This is a genomic window from Lentzea sp. NPDC059081, assembly GCF_042738015.1.
GTDB lineage: Bacteria > Actinomycetota > Actinomycetes > Mycobacteriales > Pseudonocardiaceae > Lentzea.
This window is the reverse complement of the sequence record NZ_JBHYGW010000012.1, coordinates 111,063-128,397: the sequence shown is the minus strand read 5'-3', so window position 1 is coordinate 128,397 and position 17,335 is coordinate 111,063. Positions and strand designations below refer to the sequence as shown.

Annotated in this window: 16 protein-coding genes and 1 pseudogene; 8 read left to right on the top strand and 9 right to left on the bottom strand. The window is 71.8% G+C overall.

Translation table 11 applies throughout. The annotated features are described in order from the left end of the window. Window positions 1-107 precede the first annotated feature (107 nt). Window positions 108-674 (top strand): TetR/AcrR family transcriptional regulator, encoded by a 567-nt coding sequence (locus tag ACFWV3_RS25725; RefSeq protein ID WP_382414445.1) that lies wholly within the window; start codon window positions 108-110, stop codon window positions 672-674. Window positions 675-683: 9 nt separating this feature from the next. Here the strand turns inward: ACFWV3_RS25725 and ACFWV3_RS25720 are convergent, their stop codons facing one another. From ACFWV3_RS25720 to ACFWV3_RS25710, 3 genes are read right to left on the bottom strand one after another with little or no spacing between them, the layout of a single operon-like run. Continuing rightward, complete coding sequence (locus ACFWV3_RS25720; RefSeq protein WP_382414443.1) at window positions 684-1,778, bottom strand: alpha/beta hydrolase family protein; 1,095 nt, start codon at window positions 1,776-1,778, stop codon at window positions 684-686. Between the two features lie 19 nt (window positions 1,779-1,797). Continuing rightward, entirely contained in the window at window positions 1,798-2,568 is a 771-nt protein-coding gene (locus ACFWV3_RS25715; RefSeq protein WP_382414441.1) for a hypothetical protein, read from the bottom strand. Next, window positions 2,565-3,485, bottom strand: coding sequence for an ATP-binding cassette domain-containing protein (locus ACFWV3_RS25710; protein ID WP_382414439.1), 921 nt, complete (start codon window positions 3,483-3,485; stop codon window positions 2,565-2,567). The genes ACFWV3_RS25715 and ACFWV3_RS25710 overlap by 4 nt, the downstream gene beginning before the upstream one ends. A gap of 111 nt (window positions 3,486-3,596) precedes the next feature. Between ACFWV3_RS25710 and ACFWV3_RS25705 the strand changes: the two genes are divergently transcribed. Beyond that, window positions 3,597-4,952 (top strand): sensor histidine kinase, encoded by a 1,356-nt coding sequence (locus tag ACFWV3_RS25705; protein WP_382414437.1) that lies wholly within the window; start codon window positions 3,597-3,599, stop codon window positions 4,950-4,952. Further along, window positions 4,952-5,596, top strand: a complete 645-nt coding sequence (locus ACFWV3_RS25700) for a response regulator (protein ID WP_382414435.1) — start codon at window positions 4,952-4,954, stop codon at window positions 5,594-5,596. The genes ACFWV3_RS25705 and ACFWV3_RS25700 overlap by 1 nt, the downstream gene beginning before the upstream one ends. A gap of 23 nt (window positions 5,597-5,619) precedes the next feature. On the opposite strand, the gene ACFWV3_RS25695 is transcribed toward ACFWV3_RS25700, so the two are convergent. From ACFWV3_RS25695 to ACFWV3_RS25680, 4 genes are all read right to left on the bottom strand, one after another. After that, complete coding sequence (locus ACFWV3_RS25695) at window positions 5,620-6,546, bottom strand: DMT family transporter (RefSeq protein ID WP_382414433.1); 927 nt, start codon at window positions 6,544-6,546, stop codon at window positions 5,620-5,622. A 77-nt stretch (window positions 6,547-6,623) separates the two neighbouring features. Next, the gene (locus tag ACFWV3_RS25690; RefSeq protein WP_382414431.1) at window positions 6,624-7,898 is read right to left on the bottom strand and encodes a GAF domain-containing protein; all 1,275 of its coding nucleotides are present in this window, start codon (window positions 7,896-7,898) and stop codon (window positions 6,624-6,626) included. A gap of 134 nt (window positions 7,899-8,032) precedes the next feature. Then, a complete protein-coding gene (locus ACFWV3_RS25685; protein WP_382414429.1) occupies window positions 8,033-9,199 on the bottom strand; it encodes an epoxide hydrolase family protein in 1,167 nt (388 codons plus the stop codon). A 95-nt stretch (window positions 9,200-9,294) separates the two neighbouring features. Further along, window positions 9,295-10,032: a helix-turn-helix domain-containing protein gene (locus ACFWV3_RS25680; protein WP_382414652.1), complete on the bottom strand. Its 738-nt coding sequence runs from the start codon at window positions 10,030-10,032 to the stop codon at window positions 9,295-9,297. Between the two features lie 175 nt (window positions 10,033-10,207). Here ACFWV3_RS25680 and ACFWV3_RS25675 point away from each other — a divergent pair, with 175 nt between their 5' ends. Next, complete coding sequence (locus ACFWV3_RS25675; protein WP_382414427.1) at window positions 10,208-10,882, top strand: response regulator; 675 nt, start codon at window positions 10,208-10,210, stop codon at window positions 10,880-10,882. 15 nt (window positions 10,883-10,897) lie between these two features. Here the strand turns inward: ACFWV3_RS25675 and ACFWV3_RS25670 are convergent, their stop codons facing one another. Both ACFWV3_RS25670 and ACFWV3_RS25665 read right to left on the bottom strand, forming a co-directional pair. Further along, the gene (locus ACFWV3_RS25670; RefSeq protein ID WP_382414425.1) at window positions 10,898-11,812 is read right to left on the bottom strand and encodes a CPBP family intramembrane glutamic endopeptidase; all 915 of its coding nucleotides are present in this window, start codon (window positions 11,810-11,812) and stop codon (window positions 10,898-10,900) included. Window positions 11,813-11,922: 110 nt separating this feature from the next. Then, entirely contained in the window at window positions 11,923-13,152 is a 1,230-nt protein-coding gene (locus ACFWV3_RS25665; RefSeq protein ID WP_382414423.1) for a sensor histidine kinase, read from the bottom strand. Window positions 13,153-13,443: 291 nt separating this feature from the next. Between ACFWV3_RS25665 and ACFWV3_RS25660 the strand changes: the two genes are divergently transcribed. The 4 genes and pseudogenes from ACFWV3_RS25660 (at window position 13,444) to ACFWV3_RS25645 (ending at window position 17,284) form a co-directional block, all read left to right on the top strand. Then, window positions 13,444-13,830 carry a VOC family protein gene (locus tag ACFWV3_RS25660; RefSeq protein WP_382414421.1) on the top strand — a complete coding sequence of 129 codons (387 nt, stop codon included), beginning with the start codon at window positions 13,444-13,446 and terminating at the stop codon, window positions 13,828-13,830. 92 nt (window positions 13,831-13,922) lie between these two features. Continuing rightward, window positions 13,923-14,423, top strand: a complete 501-nt coding sequence (locus ACFWV3_RS25655; RefSeq protein ID WP_382414650.1) for a DUF664 domain-containing protein — start codon at window positions 13,923-13,925, stop codon at window positions 14,421-14,423. A 62-nt stretch (window positions 14,424-14,485) separates the two neighbouring features. Beyond that, window positions 14,486-14,875, top strand: a pseudogene (locus ACFWV3_RS25650) (Lrp/AsnC family transcriptional regulator); the annotation flags it as partial. 216 nt (window positions 14,876-15,091) lie between these two features. After that, on the top strand, window positions 15,092-17,284 hold the full coding sequence (locus ACFWV3_RS25645) for a hypothetical protein (RefSeq protein WP_382414419.1): 2,193 nt from the start codon (window positions 15,092-15,094) through the stop codon (window positions 17,282-17,284). The last annotated feature ends 51 nt before the right edge of the window (window positions 17,285-17,335 follow it).

The window sequence follows — 17,335 nt, the reverse complement described above, 5'->3', positions numbered from 1 at the left end:
TCATCGCGGTTCGAAACGGATACTCATCCGCTTCCCTTTTCGAACGTAGCGGATCAGAATCCGGTACGCACCCTCGCGCGGGGTCCGGAACGTGGACGGGAGAAACGATGACGGGTGCGGTCAGTCCTCGCCGTGCGGACACCAGACGGAACCACGAACGCATCCTCGCGGTCGCGGCGGAGTCGCTCGCGCGCTCCGCGGAGCTGTCGTTCAACGCCATCGCGAAGGCGGCGGAAGTCGGGGTCGGCACGGTCTACCGCCACTTCCCGACACCGGAGGCGCTCATCCTGGCCGTGTACCGGCGCGAGCTCCAGCACCTGGTGGAGGTGGTGCCCCGGCTGCTCGCCGAGCACCCGCCGGAGGACGCGTTCCGGCGCTGGGTCAGCGGGTACCTGGCGCACTACATGATCACCAAGCGCGGCCTGGCCGACGCCATGACCCACGCGACGAAGTCCCCTGGACGGATGCCGGCCGACACCTACGACGCCCTGGTCGGCGCGGTCGCGGCCCTGGTCGACGCGAACGTCACCGCCGGGACCGTCCGCGCCGACCTGAACCCGGAGACGGTCCTGCGGGGGCTGGGCGGGCTGTTCTACCTCAGTCCGGCCGAACACTGGCAGGAGCACGCGGCGGATCTCACGGACCTGCTCTGGCGCGGCATGCGCAGCGACTAAGGCCGATGCTCACCGGGCCGGACCGACGAACTGGACCTCGGGGAACTCTGACGACGGGCTGTCCAGCAACGGTTGAGCACAATGCCGCAAGTGCAGGTCCACGAACGCGGCCACGTACGTGCGCATGATCTCGACGACCCGCTTACCCGGCAACGGTTCGGCGGGCAGGCCGAGCCACTCGCCGACGACCGCTATGTCGCTGAGCGACGAGTGTCCCGTGTCCGGCACGTGCAGCCAGCGCCGCCAGCCGGTCAGGTGCGGCCACGTCAGATCCCAGTCCTGGCGTCGCCCCGGGGTCCGGTCCTCCGCGCTCACCAGGAGGAACGGGCGCGCCAGGTCCTGGGCGAGCGCGGGCTGGAACGAGCCGTCCAGGTTCAGCCCCGCGTCCACCCGCGAGTCCGCGAGCATCGTCGCGGCGGCGGCCGCTCCCCCTATCGAGTGGCCCGCGACCGCGATCCGGTGCGGGTCGACGAGGTCGCGGTACTGCGCGAGCACGTGGTCGAGCACGAACGAGATGTCCAGGGCTCGGCTGGCGGTGATCGACGCGCCGCTCGTCCCTCCGGTGCACACCACGCATTTGGCGACGCGGCCGTCGGGGAAGGTGACCGCGGCTCCCTCGTAGGTGTGGTCGATGCCGGCCACGACGTAGCCGCGGCTGGCCAGCTCCTCGGCCAATGTCGTCAGCGTCCAGCGCGGGAACGCGAGGCCTGGCGACAGCACGACGAGTGGAAACCGGTGATGTGTGCGCAATGGGGGCGCCCCGGCTCGTGCGTGGGTGCGGACCTCGGTCAGTGCGTCCGGAGGCACGCTGGTGATCCCGTACAGCTCCAGCAGCAAACGGGATTCCTCGGCGGTGGCATAGGGAACGCGGTCGCCGCGCGCCGCAGCGGCCGGGTACCAGACCGAGACCATCAACTCGCGTGGTCCGGTCGGCACCCACGGGTCCGTCCGGTCCTCGTCGACGAGGTGGAGCCGGCTCCAGCCGACCGGGTGCGGCCCGGTCGGCGCGGGCAGCACCAGCTCACGCGGTGCGGCGCCGGCCGGTGCGACGAGCGCTGTGGCCGTCACCAGGCCGACGATCACCGTCAGGTACTTGCGCACCATGTCGTCACTCCTTGTCGGGTCAGGCGTCGCGGCGGGTGAACAGCGTCCAGGCAGCGGCCAGGACGATCGCGACGAACGCCGCGAGGACGCCGCCGGACGCCCAGCGGCCGAAGAGCTCGGCGTCGGCCTCTCCGCCGAGGTGGACCAGTTGCTGGCCGGCGGTGAAGGGGAGGAACTTGACGGCCGGCGCCAGCCAGTGCAGCACCGGGACGTAGGACAGGCTGATGATCAGCTGCTCGACGACCAGCGGGACCACCAGGATCACGACGAGCGCCGCCGGCACGCCGCGGAACAGTTGGGCCAAGGCCGCGCCGAGGACCGTCCACAGCAGAACCAGGACGAAATGTCCCGGTATCGCCGCGTTGAGCGGCCAGTCGGTCAGGCCGGGGGCCTCGCCCCGGACGAGCAGGGTGGTGGTGAGGGTGGTGACCAGGGACGCGGCCGTGACGACCAGGGCCGTGGCGGCCAGGACGACGATCTTGGCGGTCAGCAGTGCCGAGCGGTGCGGCACGGTGGTCAGGGTCGGCTGGATCGTGCCGTAGCGGTACTCGTGGCCCGTCGCGAGGATGCCCACGACGGCGAGGAAAACCCCGACGAGGGGCACCGGTGAGCTCGCTCCTCCCCCGGTCACGGCGATGCCGACGACCTCGCCGTCCGGCGGGTCGTTCCGGGTGAGGAGGGCGATCCCCAGCGCGAGGGCGATGTTGAGGAGCAAGGCCGAGGCGATGAGCCACCAGGTGGAGCGGAGGGTCCGGATCCGCACCCATTCGAAACGCAGGGCGTCGCTCACGCGGCACCTCCGGTGGGCTGGTGCGCCACGTACTCCTCGGCGGCCGCGGTGGCGGTGATGAAGGCCGTCTCCAGCGAGGCGGTCTGGGTGGTCAGCTCGCGCACCATGATGTTGTTGTGGAAGGCCAGCTCCCCGACCGCTCCTATGTCCACACCGGACACTCGGAGCGCGTCGCCGGGAAGGGCCTCGACGACTCCGTCTGCTGCGCGCAGCAGAGCCGCGAGCCGGTCGGCCTCCGGGCTGCGGACCAGGACCGTCGACCGGGTGAACCGGCGGACGAAGCCCTGGACGTCGCCGTTGTAGATCATGGTGCCGCGGCCGATGACCGCGAGCTCGTCGGCCATCAGCGACATCTCCGGCAACAGGTGGCTGGAGACGAAGATCGTGCGGCCCTCGGCGGCCAGCGAGGAGAGCACGTCGCGCAGCCAGTGGATGCCGTGCGGGTCCAGGCCGTTCGCCGGCTCGTCGAGGATGAGCGTCGCCGGGTCGCCCAGCAGGGCCTGGGCCAGCCCGAGCCGCTGCGCCATGCCCAGCGAGAAACCCCGGGGCCTCTTGCGCTTCACCTCGGCCAGGCCGACGAACTCGAGCACCTCGTCGGCACGGGACGCGCGAATGCCGCTGCCGGCGGCCAGCATGCGCAGGTGGTCGCGCGCCGACCGGGTCGGGTGGAACGCCTTGGCCTCCAGCACCGCGCCGATCTCGCGCAGCGGGTGCCGGATGGCGGTGAAGCGGCGGCCGTCGAACAGGGTCTCGCCGCCGCCGTGGTCGAGGCCGAGCATGAGCCGCATGGTGGTCGACTTGCCGGCGCCGTTCGGGCCGAGGAAGCCCGTCACCACGCCGGGACGGACCTCGAACGAGAGGTCGTCGACGGCGACCTTGTCGCCGTACCGCTTGCTCAGTGCCTTGGCCGTGATCATGGCGCCGACGTTAGGAAAGCGGCCCCGGCCGGGACATCGGTCGTCCGTCAGGCCGGCACCCTGACTTTCGTCGGGGGCACGGCGACCGCCGGGGTTTGTATCGTGAGCCGGGTGCGAAACCGACGCGCGGATCCGGTCTGGGCGCCGCTCCTGGTCCTGTCGGCCGGGCTGTCCCTCTCACAGGTGCTGATGTTCGACGGCGGCGGCTGGCTGGCGTTGCCGATGGCCGTGCTGGCCTATCCGGCCGGCCGTCGGATGAGCTCGCTCGCCGTCGCGATGTGGGTGTTCACCGCTGTGACGGCCGTCGGCCTCGCGCTGGCGTTCGCGCGCTCGCCCGACCCGGTCCCGGTGTGGCTCTCGGTGGTGTTCGTCGAGTTCACCGCCTCCGTGCTGCCGTGGTGGTTCGGCCGCTTCCGGCGTCTGCTCGCCGAGCAGCGCGAACGCGAACGCGGCATCGTCGCCGAACAGGCCCGGCTTCGCGAGCGGGCCCGGATCGCGCAGGACATGCACGACTCGCTCGGCCACGAGCTGGCGCTGATCGCGTTGCACAGCGGTGCGCTGGAGCTCGCGGCCGGCGTCACCGACGAACAGCGCCGGACCGCCGGCGAGGTGCGGGCGGGCGCGGTCAGGGCCACCCACCGGCTGCACGAGATCGTGCGGGTGCTCGGCAGCGCGGACGCGGCGACCGGCCTGCGGCCGCCGGACGAGAGCATCGACGACCTGGTCCGGCGCGCCACCGCGGCGGGCCTGCGGGTGCGGCTGCGGTACGACGGCCCGGTCCCCGCGTGGTCGCCGATGGCGAGCCAGGCCGCCCACCGCGTCGTCCAGGAGTCGCTGACCAACGCCGCCCGGCACGCGCCGGGCGCGTCGGTGACCGTCACGCTCGCCCCCACCCGGATCGAGGTGGTGAACGACGAAGCGACGCGACCGGCCGCCGGCGCGGGAAGCGGGCAGGGGCTGATCGGGCTGGACGAGCGGGTCCGGCTGGCCGGCGGCAGCCTGGTGGCGGGCGCACAGCCGGACGGCGGCTGGGCGGTGACCGCGGTCCTGCCCGACGGCGCACTCACCGGCGCCGCGCCACGGCGGCCCGCGTTCGAGCCCGGGGTCACCAGGCGGCAGACCCGGCGCCGGCTGCTCCAGGCCGCCGCGCTGCCGGTCGGCGGCGGGCTCGCGCTGGTCGCGGCGCTCGTCGTCATGCAGGCGCTCAGTGCCGCGCGGTCCGGGCTCGCGGACGACCGGTTCGGGACGCTGCGGCCCGGCCAGCCACGTGCGGACGTCGAGCGCCTGCTGCCGCCGCGTGACATCGGCCGGGCGCCGAGGGTGATCGCCACACCGCCGCAGCCCGCCGACGCGGATTGTGTGTACTACCAAGCTGGTGACGGCCTGGTGGACATCGGCTCGGATGTCTACCAACTCTGCTTCGCTGACCAAGTGCTGGTGTCCAAGAACCGGTTGGAGAAGGCGTAGTGATCCAGGTGCTCGTGGCCGACGACGAGGCCATGGTCCGCGCCGGCGTCCGGGCGATCCTGGCGACCGACAGCGGCGTCGAGGTCGTCGCCGAGGCCGCCGACGGGCACCAGGCCGTCGAGCTGGTGCGCGCTCACCGCCCGCACGTGGCGCTGCTGGACATCCGGATGCCCGGACTCGACGGCCTCGCCGCGGCGGACGAGATCGCCGCGGTGGCACCGGCCACGAGCGTCATCGTGCTCACCACCTTCGGCCAGGAGGACTACATCGCCCGCGCACTGGGCGGCGGGGCGGCCGGGTTCCTGCTCAAGGCGTCCGACCCGCGCGAGCTGATCACCGCGGTGCACGCCGTCGCGGACGGGGCGGCGTTCCTGTCCCCCGCCATCGCCCACCGCGTCATCCGCACGTACCGCGGCTTCGGCGTCTCGGCGGCGCAAGCACGGCTGCGGGTGGAGACGCTGACCGACCGCGAACGCGATGTCCTCGCGCTGCTCGGCGCCGGGCACTCCAACGCCGAGATCGCCCGCACCCTCTACATCGTCGAGGGAACGGTGAAGGCGCACGTCAGTTCCATCCTGGACAAGCTCGGCGCGCGCAACCGGGTCCAGGCCGCCGTCGTGGCCCACGAGGCCGGCCTGACCTGAGCGCGCCGCGGGACCCTCGTCGGCTACGACCTCGCCCTGGCCGCGATCACCACCGCCACCAGGGTGAGTCCCAGCGCGACCCACGTCGTGACGGCAGGCCGGAAACCCACGGCGAGGTCGACTCCCGCCGCGCCGAGCAGCTGCCCGCACACGCTCGCCAGGCCGAAGAGCAGCACTCCGGTGCGCGGGACGACCGCGGCCGCCACCACGATCAGGCTGATGCCGATCAGACCCGCGCTGTAGAGCCACGGTTCGCGCGGAAGAGCTCCTGCCGGCAGGCCGCGCACCGCCACCTCCGCCAGGAACATCGCGGACAGGGTCAGCACCGCCACCACGAAGTTGAGCACCGTGGCCGCCAGGACGGACCCCGCCTGGGCCCCGACCCTGCCGTTCACCGCAGTCTGCCAGGCCAGCGCCGCCCCGGCGACCAGCGGCAGCACGATCAGCGCCACTCCCCGCGCGTCGAGCTCGCCGCTGCCGGCGACCGCGACCGCCGCCACGCACACCGCGGCGGCGCCGATCCGAGCCCTGGTCACCGGGTGCCGGCCGCTGGGCCCGAGCCCCCACCGGTCGATCAGCAGGCTGCCGGTCGTGGTGCCCGCGACGACCGCCACGGTGAACACCGCGACACCGAGCGAACCGACGCTCAGCCCTTGGCTCGCCACGAACAACGCGCCGCACATCCCGCCGAGTCCGTGCCACCAGCGCATCCTGCCCGTGCGGAACGCCGTCCGGACGGCCCCGAGCGCGCGGCGACCGGCAGGCAGGGCGGGGACCACGGCGGCGAGCAGGGCCAGCCCGATGGCCGTCGTGACGAGCGGAGCGGCGATCCCGTCGTGCAGACGGGCAGCGAGCTCCGCGTTGACGCGGGCCTGAACGGCGCCTCCGGTGCTGACCACCACCGCGACCGCCACAGCGGCCGTGCGCGTCGAGCTGTGAACATCGATCACTTGACGGGAGCGAACCACACTCCCGTCGAGCGGTCATCCGGTTATCGGCCTCTCCCGGGGGAATCCCGGGACGGACCTCAGCGGCGGAGGTAGGTGGCCAGGCCGCCGAGCTCCTCGCTCGCGATGAAGACGGAGCGCACGTGGATCAGCGCCTGCTCGACGTGCGCGGCGCAGCCCCACGCCGCGTCGCCCCACGAGTCGGCGACCTTGATCTCGGCCGGTGCGGCGCACCCCGCCTTGCCGCCGAGCTGGCACAGCTCGGGCCGCGGGGCCCTGGCCTGCTCCACGGCCGCGGCGCGCATCCGGGCGGCCAGGTCGGCGGCGGCCGCTGCCCTGTGCTCCGCGTCGGCGCGCAGCTCCCGTTCGGCCTCGACCGCGGTCGCGAGGTCTTCGAGGGCGGACGCCGCACGGGCCTCGGCGGCGCGCTTGGCCTGTTCGATGTGGTGACGTTCGATCGCCAGGGCCGCGGTGCCGGTGAAGACCTCGATGAGGGCGAGGTCGGTGTCCTGCGGGACGCGCGGTGCCGGGTGGTACATCGCGAACGTGCCCAGCAGGCTGCCGTCTCGCGCCAGGATCGGGGTGGACCAGCAGGCGCCGAGCCCGGCCCGCTCGGCCAGGTCGCGGAAGTCGTCCCAGAACGGGTCGGTGGCGATGTCGGTGACGATCACCGGTTCGCGCCGGTGCGCGGCGGTGCCGCAGGAGCCGACACCCTCGCCCGTCGCGATGCCGTCGATCGCCTCGTTGTAGAACGCGGGCAGGCTGGGCGCCGCGCCGTGCCGCAGGTGCAGGCCGTCGGGTTCGGCCAGCAGCACGGACACGAACAGCTCCTGCGGCACCAGTTCCTCGATGCACCGCGCCATTCCGTCGAGCACCTCGGTGAGCGGCGCCTGCCTGGCGATCTGCTCCAGCAGGACGCGGTGTTCGGCCATCAACCGCTGGGCGTGCCTGACCTGAGTGGTCTCCGAGCCGATCACCTGCACGCCGACGACCTCGCCCGCGGAGTCCCGACGGGGCTCGGCGGTGAGGTCGAAGGACACCTCGCGGGCGTCGGGGCCGGTGCCCAGTTCCGCGCACACGTCACGCGCCGTGCACGCCTCGCCCGTGCGATAAGCCTGGTCCAGCAAGGGAACCAGGCTGTCCGCGGCCGATCCGGGCAGCACGTCACCGACGCGGGCCTGATCGACGCCGAAGAGCGTCATGAACGCCGGGTTCGCGCTCTCCAGCACGTGCGTCGGACCCGCGAACGACGCGATGACCGCGGTCGCCTGCCCGAACAACCCCCGCAGGTCTGCCTCCGCACGGCGTACCGGCGCGGTCGCCTCGAACCGGTCATGGCTGTCCAACGCGTTCACGGCGCGCACCTCTCGCTCGACGTCGTAGGCACGCTGTTGGACCGTGGACGCTGTTCTCCGCTGCTCACCACACGGCGAGCAGCAGAGATGCTACGCACAGTCGATGCCGCACAGAACTTGGTCCCGACGGCGTGTCAGGACTCGCTGACCGCCGGACGGAGCGGCCGGAAGAACTCCCGGACGTGGTCCACCAGCAGCTCGGGCTCTTCGAGCGCCGCGAAGTGGCCGCCGCGTCCCTCCACGTCGGTCCACGACGTGACGTTGTTCGACCGCTCCAGGAACTTCCGGATGCCCCGGTCGTGGGCGAACACGATCGCGCCGGTCGGGACGCCGGAGCTCACCGGCGGCGGACCGCCCAGTCCCAGCTGGGAGTAGCCCACGTAGGCCGACGACTCCGCGGTGGCCGTCAGCCAGTACAGGGTGATGTTCGCCAGCAGCCGATCGGCGCCGAGAACGGTGTCGGGCAACGCCTCCACCGGCCAGGTCCACGCCTTGAACTTGTCGACCATCCACGCGAGCAGGCCGACGGGTGAGTCGACCAGGGCCGGTCCGATGGCGGCGGGCCGGGTCGCCTGGATGGCGATGTAGCCGGTCTCCTCGCGCAGGAAGGTGCCGATGCGGCGCGCCCGATCGCGTTCGAGGTCGGTCAGCCCGGCCAGTTCTTCCTCGGTGAACTGGTGCCGCACGAACCCGCCGCCGTTGATGTGCACCCCGATCACGCGGTCCGGCGCGGCCCGGCCCACTTCGGGTGACACCGCGGATCCGATGTCCCCGCCCTGCACGCCGTAACGGTCGTACCCGAGCCGCTCCATGAGCTCGGCCCACGCCCTGCCGATCCGCGCCGCGTCCCAGCCGGGATCGGGCACCGGACCGGAGAACCCGAAACCCGGCAGGCTCGGGATGACGAGGTGGAACGCGTCACCGGGGTCACCGCCGTGGGCCGCCGGATCGGTCAACGGTCCGATCACGTCCAGGAACTCGAGGATCGAGCCGGGCCACCCGTGGGTCAGGACGAGCGGGGTCGCACCGTCCACAACGGACCGGATGTGCAGGAAGTGGATGGTCGTGCCGTCGATCTCGGTGATGAAACCCGGGTACTGACGAAGCCGCGCTTCCACGGCGCGCCAGTCGAAGCGCTCACGCCAGTGCGCGACCAGCTCGCGCAGGTAGGCCACCGGCACGCCGGTGTCCCATCCGTCACCGGGCAGCGGGGCGGGGAACCGGCTGCGTTCGAGCCGTGCATGCAGGTCTTCGAGAGCGGAGTCGGGCACTTGGACGTCGAACGGTGTCACGGAAGTCATGCGGCAATCCTGAAATCCGAAACGGAGGCGTGCCACCGCCCGTCCGCCGCTTTGAGCCCGGAAACCCGCCAAGATCCACATCCTGACCGCACCGGCTACCGGTCCGCGCCGCCGCTCGCGTAACGACCGGGGGTCTGGCCGACGACGGCGCGGAACGCCTCGGTGAAGCTGGTCGGGTTGGCCCAGCCGAGCCGCACCGCGGTCTCGGTGACGGTCAGGCCGCGGGCCAGGTGGATCAGGGCGCGCTGGACGCGCAGCAGGGTCCGCCACTGGTGGAAGCTCATGCCGAGCTCGGTCTTGAACAGGCGGCTCAGGGTGCGTTCGCTCGCGCCCACCTCACGCCCCAGCTGGGCGAGGGTCAGGGTGGACCCCGGTTCCTCGTGCAGACGGCGGGTGACGGCGCGCAGCCGGTCATCGCCCGGCTCGGGCAGGTGCAGGTGCTGTTCGGGCATGGTGACCAGCTCGTCCACGACCACGTCGCGCAGGCGGTCACGAGGCACGTCCGCGAACGCACGGCCACTGGTCAGCGACAGCACCGCCTCGCGCAGCAGCGGCGACACCGCGAAGATCCCCGGCTGGTCCGGCAGCTCGGCGCACCGCCTCCACGGGACCTCCACGACGCGGATGTCCGTGACCCCGTAGGTGCGGTGCTCGTGGGTGAAACCCGGTGGTGTCCAGGCGATCTGGTCGGCCGGCGTCGCCCACGTGCCGCGGTCGGTCGTCGTGACCAGGAGTCCCGACGCCGGGTAGACCAGCTGCCCGAACTCGTGCAGGTGCGGGCCGACGACCTCGCCGTGGTCCAGGAACCCCTGCCACGCGTCGACGCCGCCCATCGTCGAGTGGTCGTCGATCTCAGGCACCCGAACAGCCTAGTCAACGCTCATCGACTCGCCCGCCGTGAGCAGCGGGACGACCACTCCGGGAGTGACCGGAGCGTCACGCACGCGACACGGCGGAGAACGCGATCAGTATGGTGTCTGCGCCCATGCCGACACCGGAGGAAACCCGATGATCCGCGTGCTCGTCGCCGACGACCAGCCGCTCGTGCGCGCCGGTCTGGCGGCCCTGCTGCGCGCCGAACCCGGCATCGAGGTGGTGGGGGTGGCCGCGGACGGCGCCGAGGCGCTCGCGATGGCGCGCGACCTCGTCCCCGACGTGGCCTGCCTCGACATCCGGATGCCCGGCCGCAGCGGCATCGAGGTCGCGCGGGAGCTGTGCGCGCCGGACGCCGACCCGCAGGTGCCGGTGCTCGTGCTCACGACGTTCGACCTCGACGACTACGTGTTCGGGGCGCTGGAGGCGGGCGCGTCCGGCTTCCTGCTCAAGGACTCCGAGCCGGACGACATCGTCCACGCGGTGCGGCAGGTGGCCGCCGGCCTGGGCACGATCGACCAGACGCTGACCCGCCGCATCCTGCGCGAGTTCGTGCACCGCCGCCGGCTCCAGCCGGTGACCGGGCGGCGGGCCGAGGAGCTGCTCACCCCTCGCGAGCACGAGATCCTGCTGCTGCTCGCCCAGGGGATGTCCAACGACGACATCGCGCGCAACCTGGTCGTGGAGGTGTCGACGGTGAAGTCGCACCTGGCGCGGATGCTGCCCAAGCTCGGGGTGACCTCGCGGCTGCAGGCCGTCGTCTGGGCGTACCAGAACCACGTCGTCGCCGTTCCCGGCAGAAGCTCCTGACGCGGGACCCGGCCGTCATCCGGCGGGTGGGCGGTAGCCGAGCCGGCCGCGGGTGCCGAGCACGACCAGGACGGCGGCGACGACCGACCCCGCCGCCATCGCCTGCATCGGGCGCTCACCGGTGATCGTCGGGAACGTCTCCGCCCACATGACCGAGGCGAAGTTGTTCACGCTGACGTGCAGCAGCATCGCGAGCGGCAGGCTTTCCCCGGTTCGGTTGAACACCCACGTCATCACGACGTTGAACGTCACGCAGAACACCACGAACACGACCGGGCGGGTCCAGTCCGCGTTCGGCCAGCCGCCCCACTCGGTCAGGAACAGCGGCAGGTGCCACGCCGCCCACAGCGGGCCGAGGATCATCGTGCCGGTCAGCGGCCCGAACCGGCGCTGCATCCTGGGCAGCGCGAAGTCGCGCCAGCCCGGTTCCTCCGCGAGCCCCGTGGTGACCATCTGGAGCAGGAGGGCGGGGACGTAGGCGGCCAGGGCCATCGTCGACGGCGCCGCGATCCGCCCGCCCGAGAACGCCAGGCCCGTGAGCAGCATCGCGACCGGCACCGCCAGCAGCGAGAACGCGTACCACTGCCACCGGACCCGCCAGCGCCACATCCGGCCCGCCCACCGCCGCAGCCCCGCTCGGCCGTCCGCGACCGCGGTGACCACGAGGGCCGAGACGATCGGGCCGAGGTACGCGCCGGGCAGCACCCCGGCGAACTGGCTGGTCCCGAGCACCTCCGGGAAGCGGTAGTCCCAGAGGCCGAGGCCGTTCTGCGACAGGACGTAAGGCGTCCAGGCCAGCCAGCTCAGCAGGTTGGCGAGCACGAAGAAGCTCAGCAGCGGATGCCGGCGCAGCGGCCCGCCGGAACCGCGCGGTTCCGTGGCCTGCCGACCGGGTGCGGCCGGCGACGGGGTGTGGTCCGAGATCGTCATGCCGAAATCCTCGGGGCGCGGCGGGCCGGCGCCGAGATGCGAAGGACCGAAGCCGTGCGGTGCCATCGAAAGGTGCAACGAGCGCGCTCGGGCGCTGGTGCACCGGTGGCTCAGGGGACGCTGCGGGCCCCGTTCGCCGCACCGACCGTCTCCCCCACCGGCAGGCTCAGCCGCACCTCCCACCCGCCCTCCGCGGTGGGGCCGTAGTCGAGGACGGCGCCGACCAGCTGGGCCCGTTCGGCCATGCCGACCAGACCGAAACCGCTGCCAGACCCCAGATCCGGGCCACCGGGCATGCCGTTGCGCACGGTGACCGCCAGCCATTCCCCGCCCGCCTCACCGACCTCGACGGCGCAGGGCGCGCCTGGTGCGTGCACCGCCGCGTTCGCCAGTGACTCCTGCACCATCCGGTAGGCGACGAGCTGCGCCAGCGGGCCGACCGCGACCTGCCGCGCGGGCAGCACGAGGCTGACCTCGGCGCCCGCCGCGCGGTGCACGCGCACGAGCTCGGCCACCGAGTCGAGGGTCTCCACCGGACGGCCCGCGTCGGCGTCCTCGCGCAGCAGCCCGACCAACCGGCGCAGGTCGGTGAGCACGGCACGGCTCTGCTCGCGGATCTGGCCCACCGAGTCCTTGGCCGTGGCGGGGTCGGTGTCGATCTGCCGGGCGACCGCCGCGGCCATCATCGCGATCCCGGACAGGTGGTGGGCGGCGATGTCGTGCAGCTCCCGGGACATCGCCGTGCGCTGCTGCGAGATCGCCACCTTCAGCAGCGCTTCCTGTTCCCGGCGCAGGGCTTCGTGCGCTTCCCTGCGTGCCGCGATCACCGAGCCGGCCAACAGCGGAAGCCCGATCACCAGGAGCGCCTGCGGCACCGCGCCGACGAAGGCGGCAGCCGTGCTGGAAGCGCCGCGGGAGTCCGCCGTGACGAACTGCCCCGCGGCCAGCAGCACGCCCGCGGCGAGCAGAGGTCCCCGCAGCGGTCGCACGCCGCGGGCGCCGACAGCGAGGAACACCGCGACCATGACCGCGACGGCGGTCAGCGTGAACGCGGGCCCTGGTGACACCGGGATCAGCACCAGCGCCATCCCCGCCACGCCGGGCACCACAGCACTCGGGGCGCGAGCGGTCCAGGCGACCGCGGCCGCCTGGACCAGCAGGACTGTCGCAACCGTCCACCACTCGGCGTCCCCGCGAGCGGGCACCGGTCCGAGGCCGGAGCCGACACCGGCCGCGCTCGGGAGGAGCAGCAGCATGCCGATCGAGGCCACGGCGGTGCCGAGTGCGGCCCACGGGTGCAGCGGCGGGGACTGATGTGCCGGCTGCGACAAAGTAGGCATGACGGCCCTCCGCGAATCCCTCCGGCACGATCGCCCCCGCGTTCCGGGGCACCGCAGTGGCCGCCGTCGGTACTCGGTGGACGTGACCGGTCCATCATCGGTCACCGCAGCGCACGAAAGGCGTTCGAGGGGCTGGTTTGCATCAAAAGTAGGAGGTGGACCGGTCGTGCGAAACGCACCGCGTCCGCCGAGAGGCCGCTCAAGTCCGAAGTGGACTGTTCGGGGCCGGATCGTGCGCGGCGGCCGCCGAAATCGGCGGAACCCGGGTTCTGCCGGGGTACCGTGCCGGGCGTGGCTACTCATTGGACGCTCGGCTGCGACGCTGTCGATCCTCGCCGGCTCGCCGCGTTCTGGGCGCTGGCACTCGGGTACGTGGCCGAGCCCGGCTACGACTTCCCGGACGGCGCGTCGATCATCGACCCGGCCGGCAGGGGTCCGGCGATCGGTTTTCTCCGGGTCCCCGAGCCGAAGACCGCCAAGAACCGGATGCACGTCGACATCCGGGTGGCGGGCGAGCCGCCCTGGGACATGACCGAACGGGAACGCCTGATCCGCGCGAAGGTCGGCGAGCTGGTCGTCGCGGGGGCGACGGCCGTGCGCGAGGAGTTGGAAGACGACGGGGTCCTCGGGCACGTCGTCATGCACGACCCCGAGGGAAACGAGTTCTGCGTCGCCTGACCAGGCCTTGAAAAGTCCATCGGGTGTGGCGTCTCCTTCCGCCCGATGTGCAGACGGGACCGGGTGCGGGTAGTAGAGGAACCATGAGCGAGATCAACGCGACGGACGTGCTGCTGGACGGGTTCGACCGCGTGCGGCACGCCGTGTCCCGGGTCCTGGAAGGGCTGTCGGACGACCAGCTCGCGCACCGGGTGAACGGCACCTCGAACTCGATCGCCTGGCTCGTCTGGCACCTGACCCGAGTGCAGGACGACCACGTGGCCGACCTGGCCGGCACCGGCCAGGTGTGGGAGACCGACGGGTGGGCGGACCGCTTCGGCCTGCCCCTGCCGCCCGAGGACACCGGGTACGGCCACGACGACGAGCAGGTCGCCGCCGTGGTCGCCTCGGCCGGGTTGCTGCTCGGCTACCACGAGGCGGTGTGTGCACGCACGCAGGACTACCTGCGCGGGGTCGAGGCGGCGGACCTGTCGGAGGTGGTCGACGAGTCCTGGGATCCGCCCGTGACCCGTGCGGTGCGGCTGGTGAGCGTGCTCGAGGACGACCTGCAGCACGTCGGGCAGGCGGCCTTCGTGCGCGGCCTGCTCTCCTGACCTAGCGGTGCGAGATCGTGAGAGCGGTAGCCCTCGATCGCGCCCGACCGAACCAGTGCGTCAGCGAGATCGAGCGGCTGGCTCTGGCGACCGGCTGGTCACCGACGACGGTCCGCCGCAGGATGGCGGAGCTGCGCGAGCGCGGGGTGCTGTACTCGGACATCGACGTGGACGGCAGGTTGTTCGGCGTAGGCAGCCGAACCCTGCTCTGGCTCTCGGTCGCTCCCGCCCACCTGGAGGACGCGGGCGCGGCACTGGCCGGACACCCCCAGATCGCGTTCGCCGCCGCCACGACCGGGCCGACGAACCTGTACGCCAGCGTGGTGTGCGCGAACCAGCAGGAGCTCTACCGGTATCTGACGACCCGCGTGGCCGCGCTTCCGTCGATCACCCACGTCGAGACCGCGCCGGTGATCAGGACCGTCAAGCGGGCGGCGAGCCGACCTCGCTGACCGCGCAGCCGGGTTGTCGGCAGCGGCCTCACCATCCACAGTGGACTAATTGCTCACCGACCTGTCAGCCGGTGCACGAAGGCGTCGCTACCGCGAGCCACGTCACCGCAATCGGCCGATCGCACGAATCCGCTGCGCCACAGTCGGACGAGACGACCGGAACTGTCATGTTGTTGTCCAGTAACGAATCATCGGACGGATCTAGCATGTTCCCGTGTGACGACCTCCGACGAGCCACCTCGCCCAGAGCCCGGGAAGATCGAGTCGCTCGAGCAGGCCGTGATGCGGCACGTCGCGGTGGTGGAGGGCTCGCCGCTCGTCAACGGCAAGGCACGTCCGTTCCTCGAAGAGATCGCCTTCCGATGTCGCGACCTGGATTTCGCCGACGCGCTCGCGAAGGCAGCAGCGATCAACCTGCTCGACGAGCGCGAGCAGGGTGCCTCGCTCCACCAGTTGCTGGTGGAGCACGATGTCGTCGCCAAGCGCGGCGGTGTGACCTGTTTCGTGCCTGACGGCGTCGCTGACTACCTGGCCGCCTGTCACTTCGTCCGGGAGTACCCACGCGGCCCGCGATGGTGGCGGCCCATGCGGAAGTTCCTCCGTCCTCTCGCCACGTGGCCGTGGCCGGACAGCGAGACGCAGCTCTACCAGGTGGCGTTGTGGTGGCCCCACGCCGAAGCCGCGATGCGCAAGCGACTCGACGTGTTGCTGAGCCGGAAGCACTGCGACCCCAACGTGCATTTCGTCGCCGAACTGCTGCACCGCGGGTTGGTGAGCGCGGACGATCTCCGTGTGAAGACGGTCGAAATCCTGCGCGAGCACCTCACTCAGCCCGGCCGGGAGCTCACCGCCTGGCAGGCGACTGTCAGCACGTTGCACGTGCTCGAGCCCGTGGAGACCCTCGACGCGCTGGAACGGCTGGGCCGGCTGCGGACGATCTCCTCGTTGCGACGGCTCAACGCCGTCGACGAGTTGGCCAAGCACGATCCCGCTCGCGCCTGGCAGGTGCTTCGCGTGCTGGCGGAAACGCTGTCCGGCAAACCGCTCGAGCGGCTCGAAGTCGCCCTGACGATCCAACAGCGTCACGAAGAGCTGGGAGACAGCGCCTTGCGCGGTCTCGCGAACACTCCGGACATGGGCGACCTTCAGGCGGAGGCGGCGAAGCTCACCGGTGACACCGAGCTGTGGGCCGAGAAGGTCGGCAGTGGCCTCGACATCTCCGACGCTGCACGGTTGGGGTTGCTCGTCGCGTTGGTCGACGCCGACCCCGCGAGGGCGGTCGCGGCGGCCGAACAGTTCGCGAGCACGACGCGTTCCGACTCCACGCCGGTGAAGATCGCCAAGACGATCCGCGACGTGGACGCGGACGTCGCGCTGCGCATCACGGACGAGGTCGCCTGGCCAACGGGACGCAAGATCGCCGGACCGGTGCGGCTGGACGCGGTGCACCTGATCGGTGAGCTCGTGCCGAGCCGCCGGTTCTCGGACCTCGCCCGGCTGTCGCGTGAGGTGGAGGACGAGGACACACAGCTCAAGGCCGCGCTCAGCATCGTCGAACAGCGCGGCCCCGTCGACGCGCTGCGCGAGTTCGCCGCGAACTCGAGAAAGGACCGCGATCGCAGGATCAAGGCGGCCCGCGGGGTCGCCGAGATCGACAGGCGTATCGGTGGCCGACTCCTCGTCGACATCGCGCAGAGCTACAAGCCGGCGGACCCCGGCCAGCTGACGCTGCTTTCCGAGGCACACGCGCTCGCGCCCGCAGCCGCGGCAACGGCACTCGAGGAGCTCGCGCGGGACAGTCGAATCCAGGCGCCGTTCCGCATCCGCGTCGTCGAGCTCGGCGTCTTCGACAAAGCCAAGACCCTTGGCCTCTACCAGCACATCGCGACCACCACCTCCGACAAGGAAGCCGCTCGTACCGCCGCGCGCAAGGTCGCCGGGATGAACCAGGACCTGGGCGAACAGCTGATGGCGCGCCTGGCGGGCAAGTTCACCGCGGACCGCGCCTTCCAGCTGAGCCTCGCGCTGGAAGCCGGCGCACGAGGAAAGCCCGTGTTGCGTCAACAGGTGTTGCAGGCGGGGCCGGCCGACCAACGAGTGCAGGCCGCCACCGCGCTTCTCGACCTCGACCGGAAGCTCGGCGCAGAGGTGATCAACAAGATCGTCAGAACCCGCCGGGGCGGCCAGATCCGGGTCAGGCTCGCCTGCCTGCTTCCCGACAAGCAGGCTCTCGAGGCCTTGCTCCACGTCGTCGGCGATCAGGATCACGACGACGTTCTCATCGAGGCGGGCGAGCGGGCGGTGGAACTGAATGCGGAACGCGGGAAGCGGGCTCTGCGGGAACTGGTCGCGAAACGCCGGCTTTCCCCGCGCGCCCGTGACAAGGTCCGCAAGATCCTGGAACGCTGAGTGTGCGTCGAAGGCAGGACGCCGGCCGGCACGATCGGGCCACGCCTGACC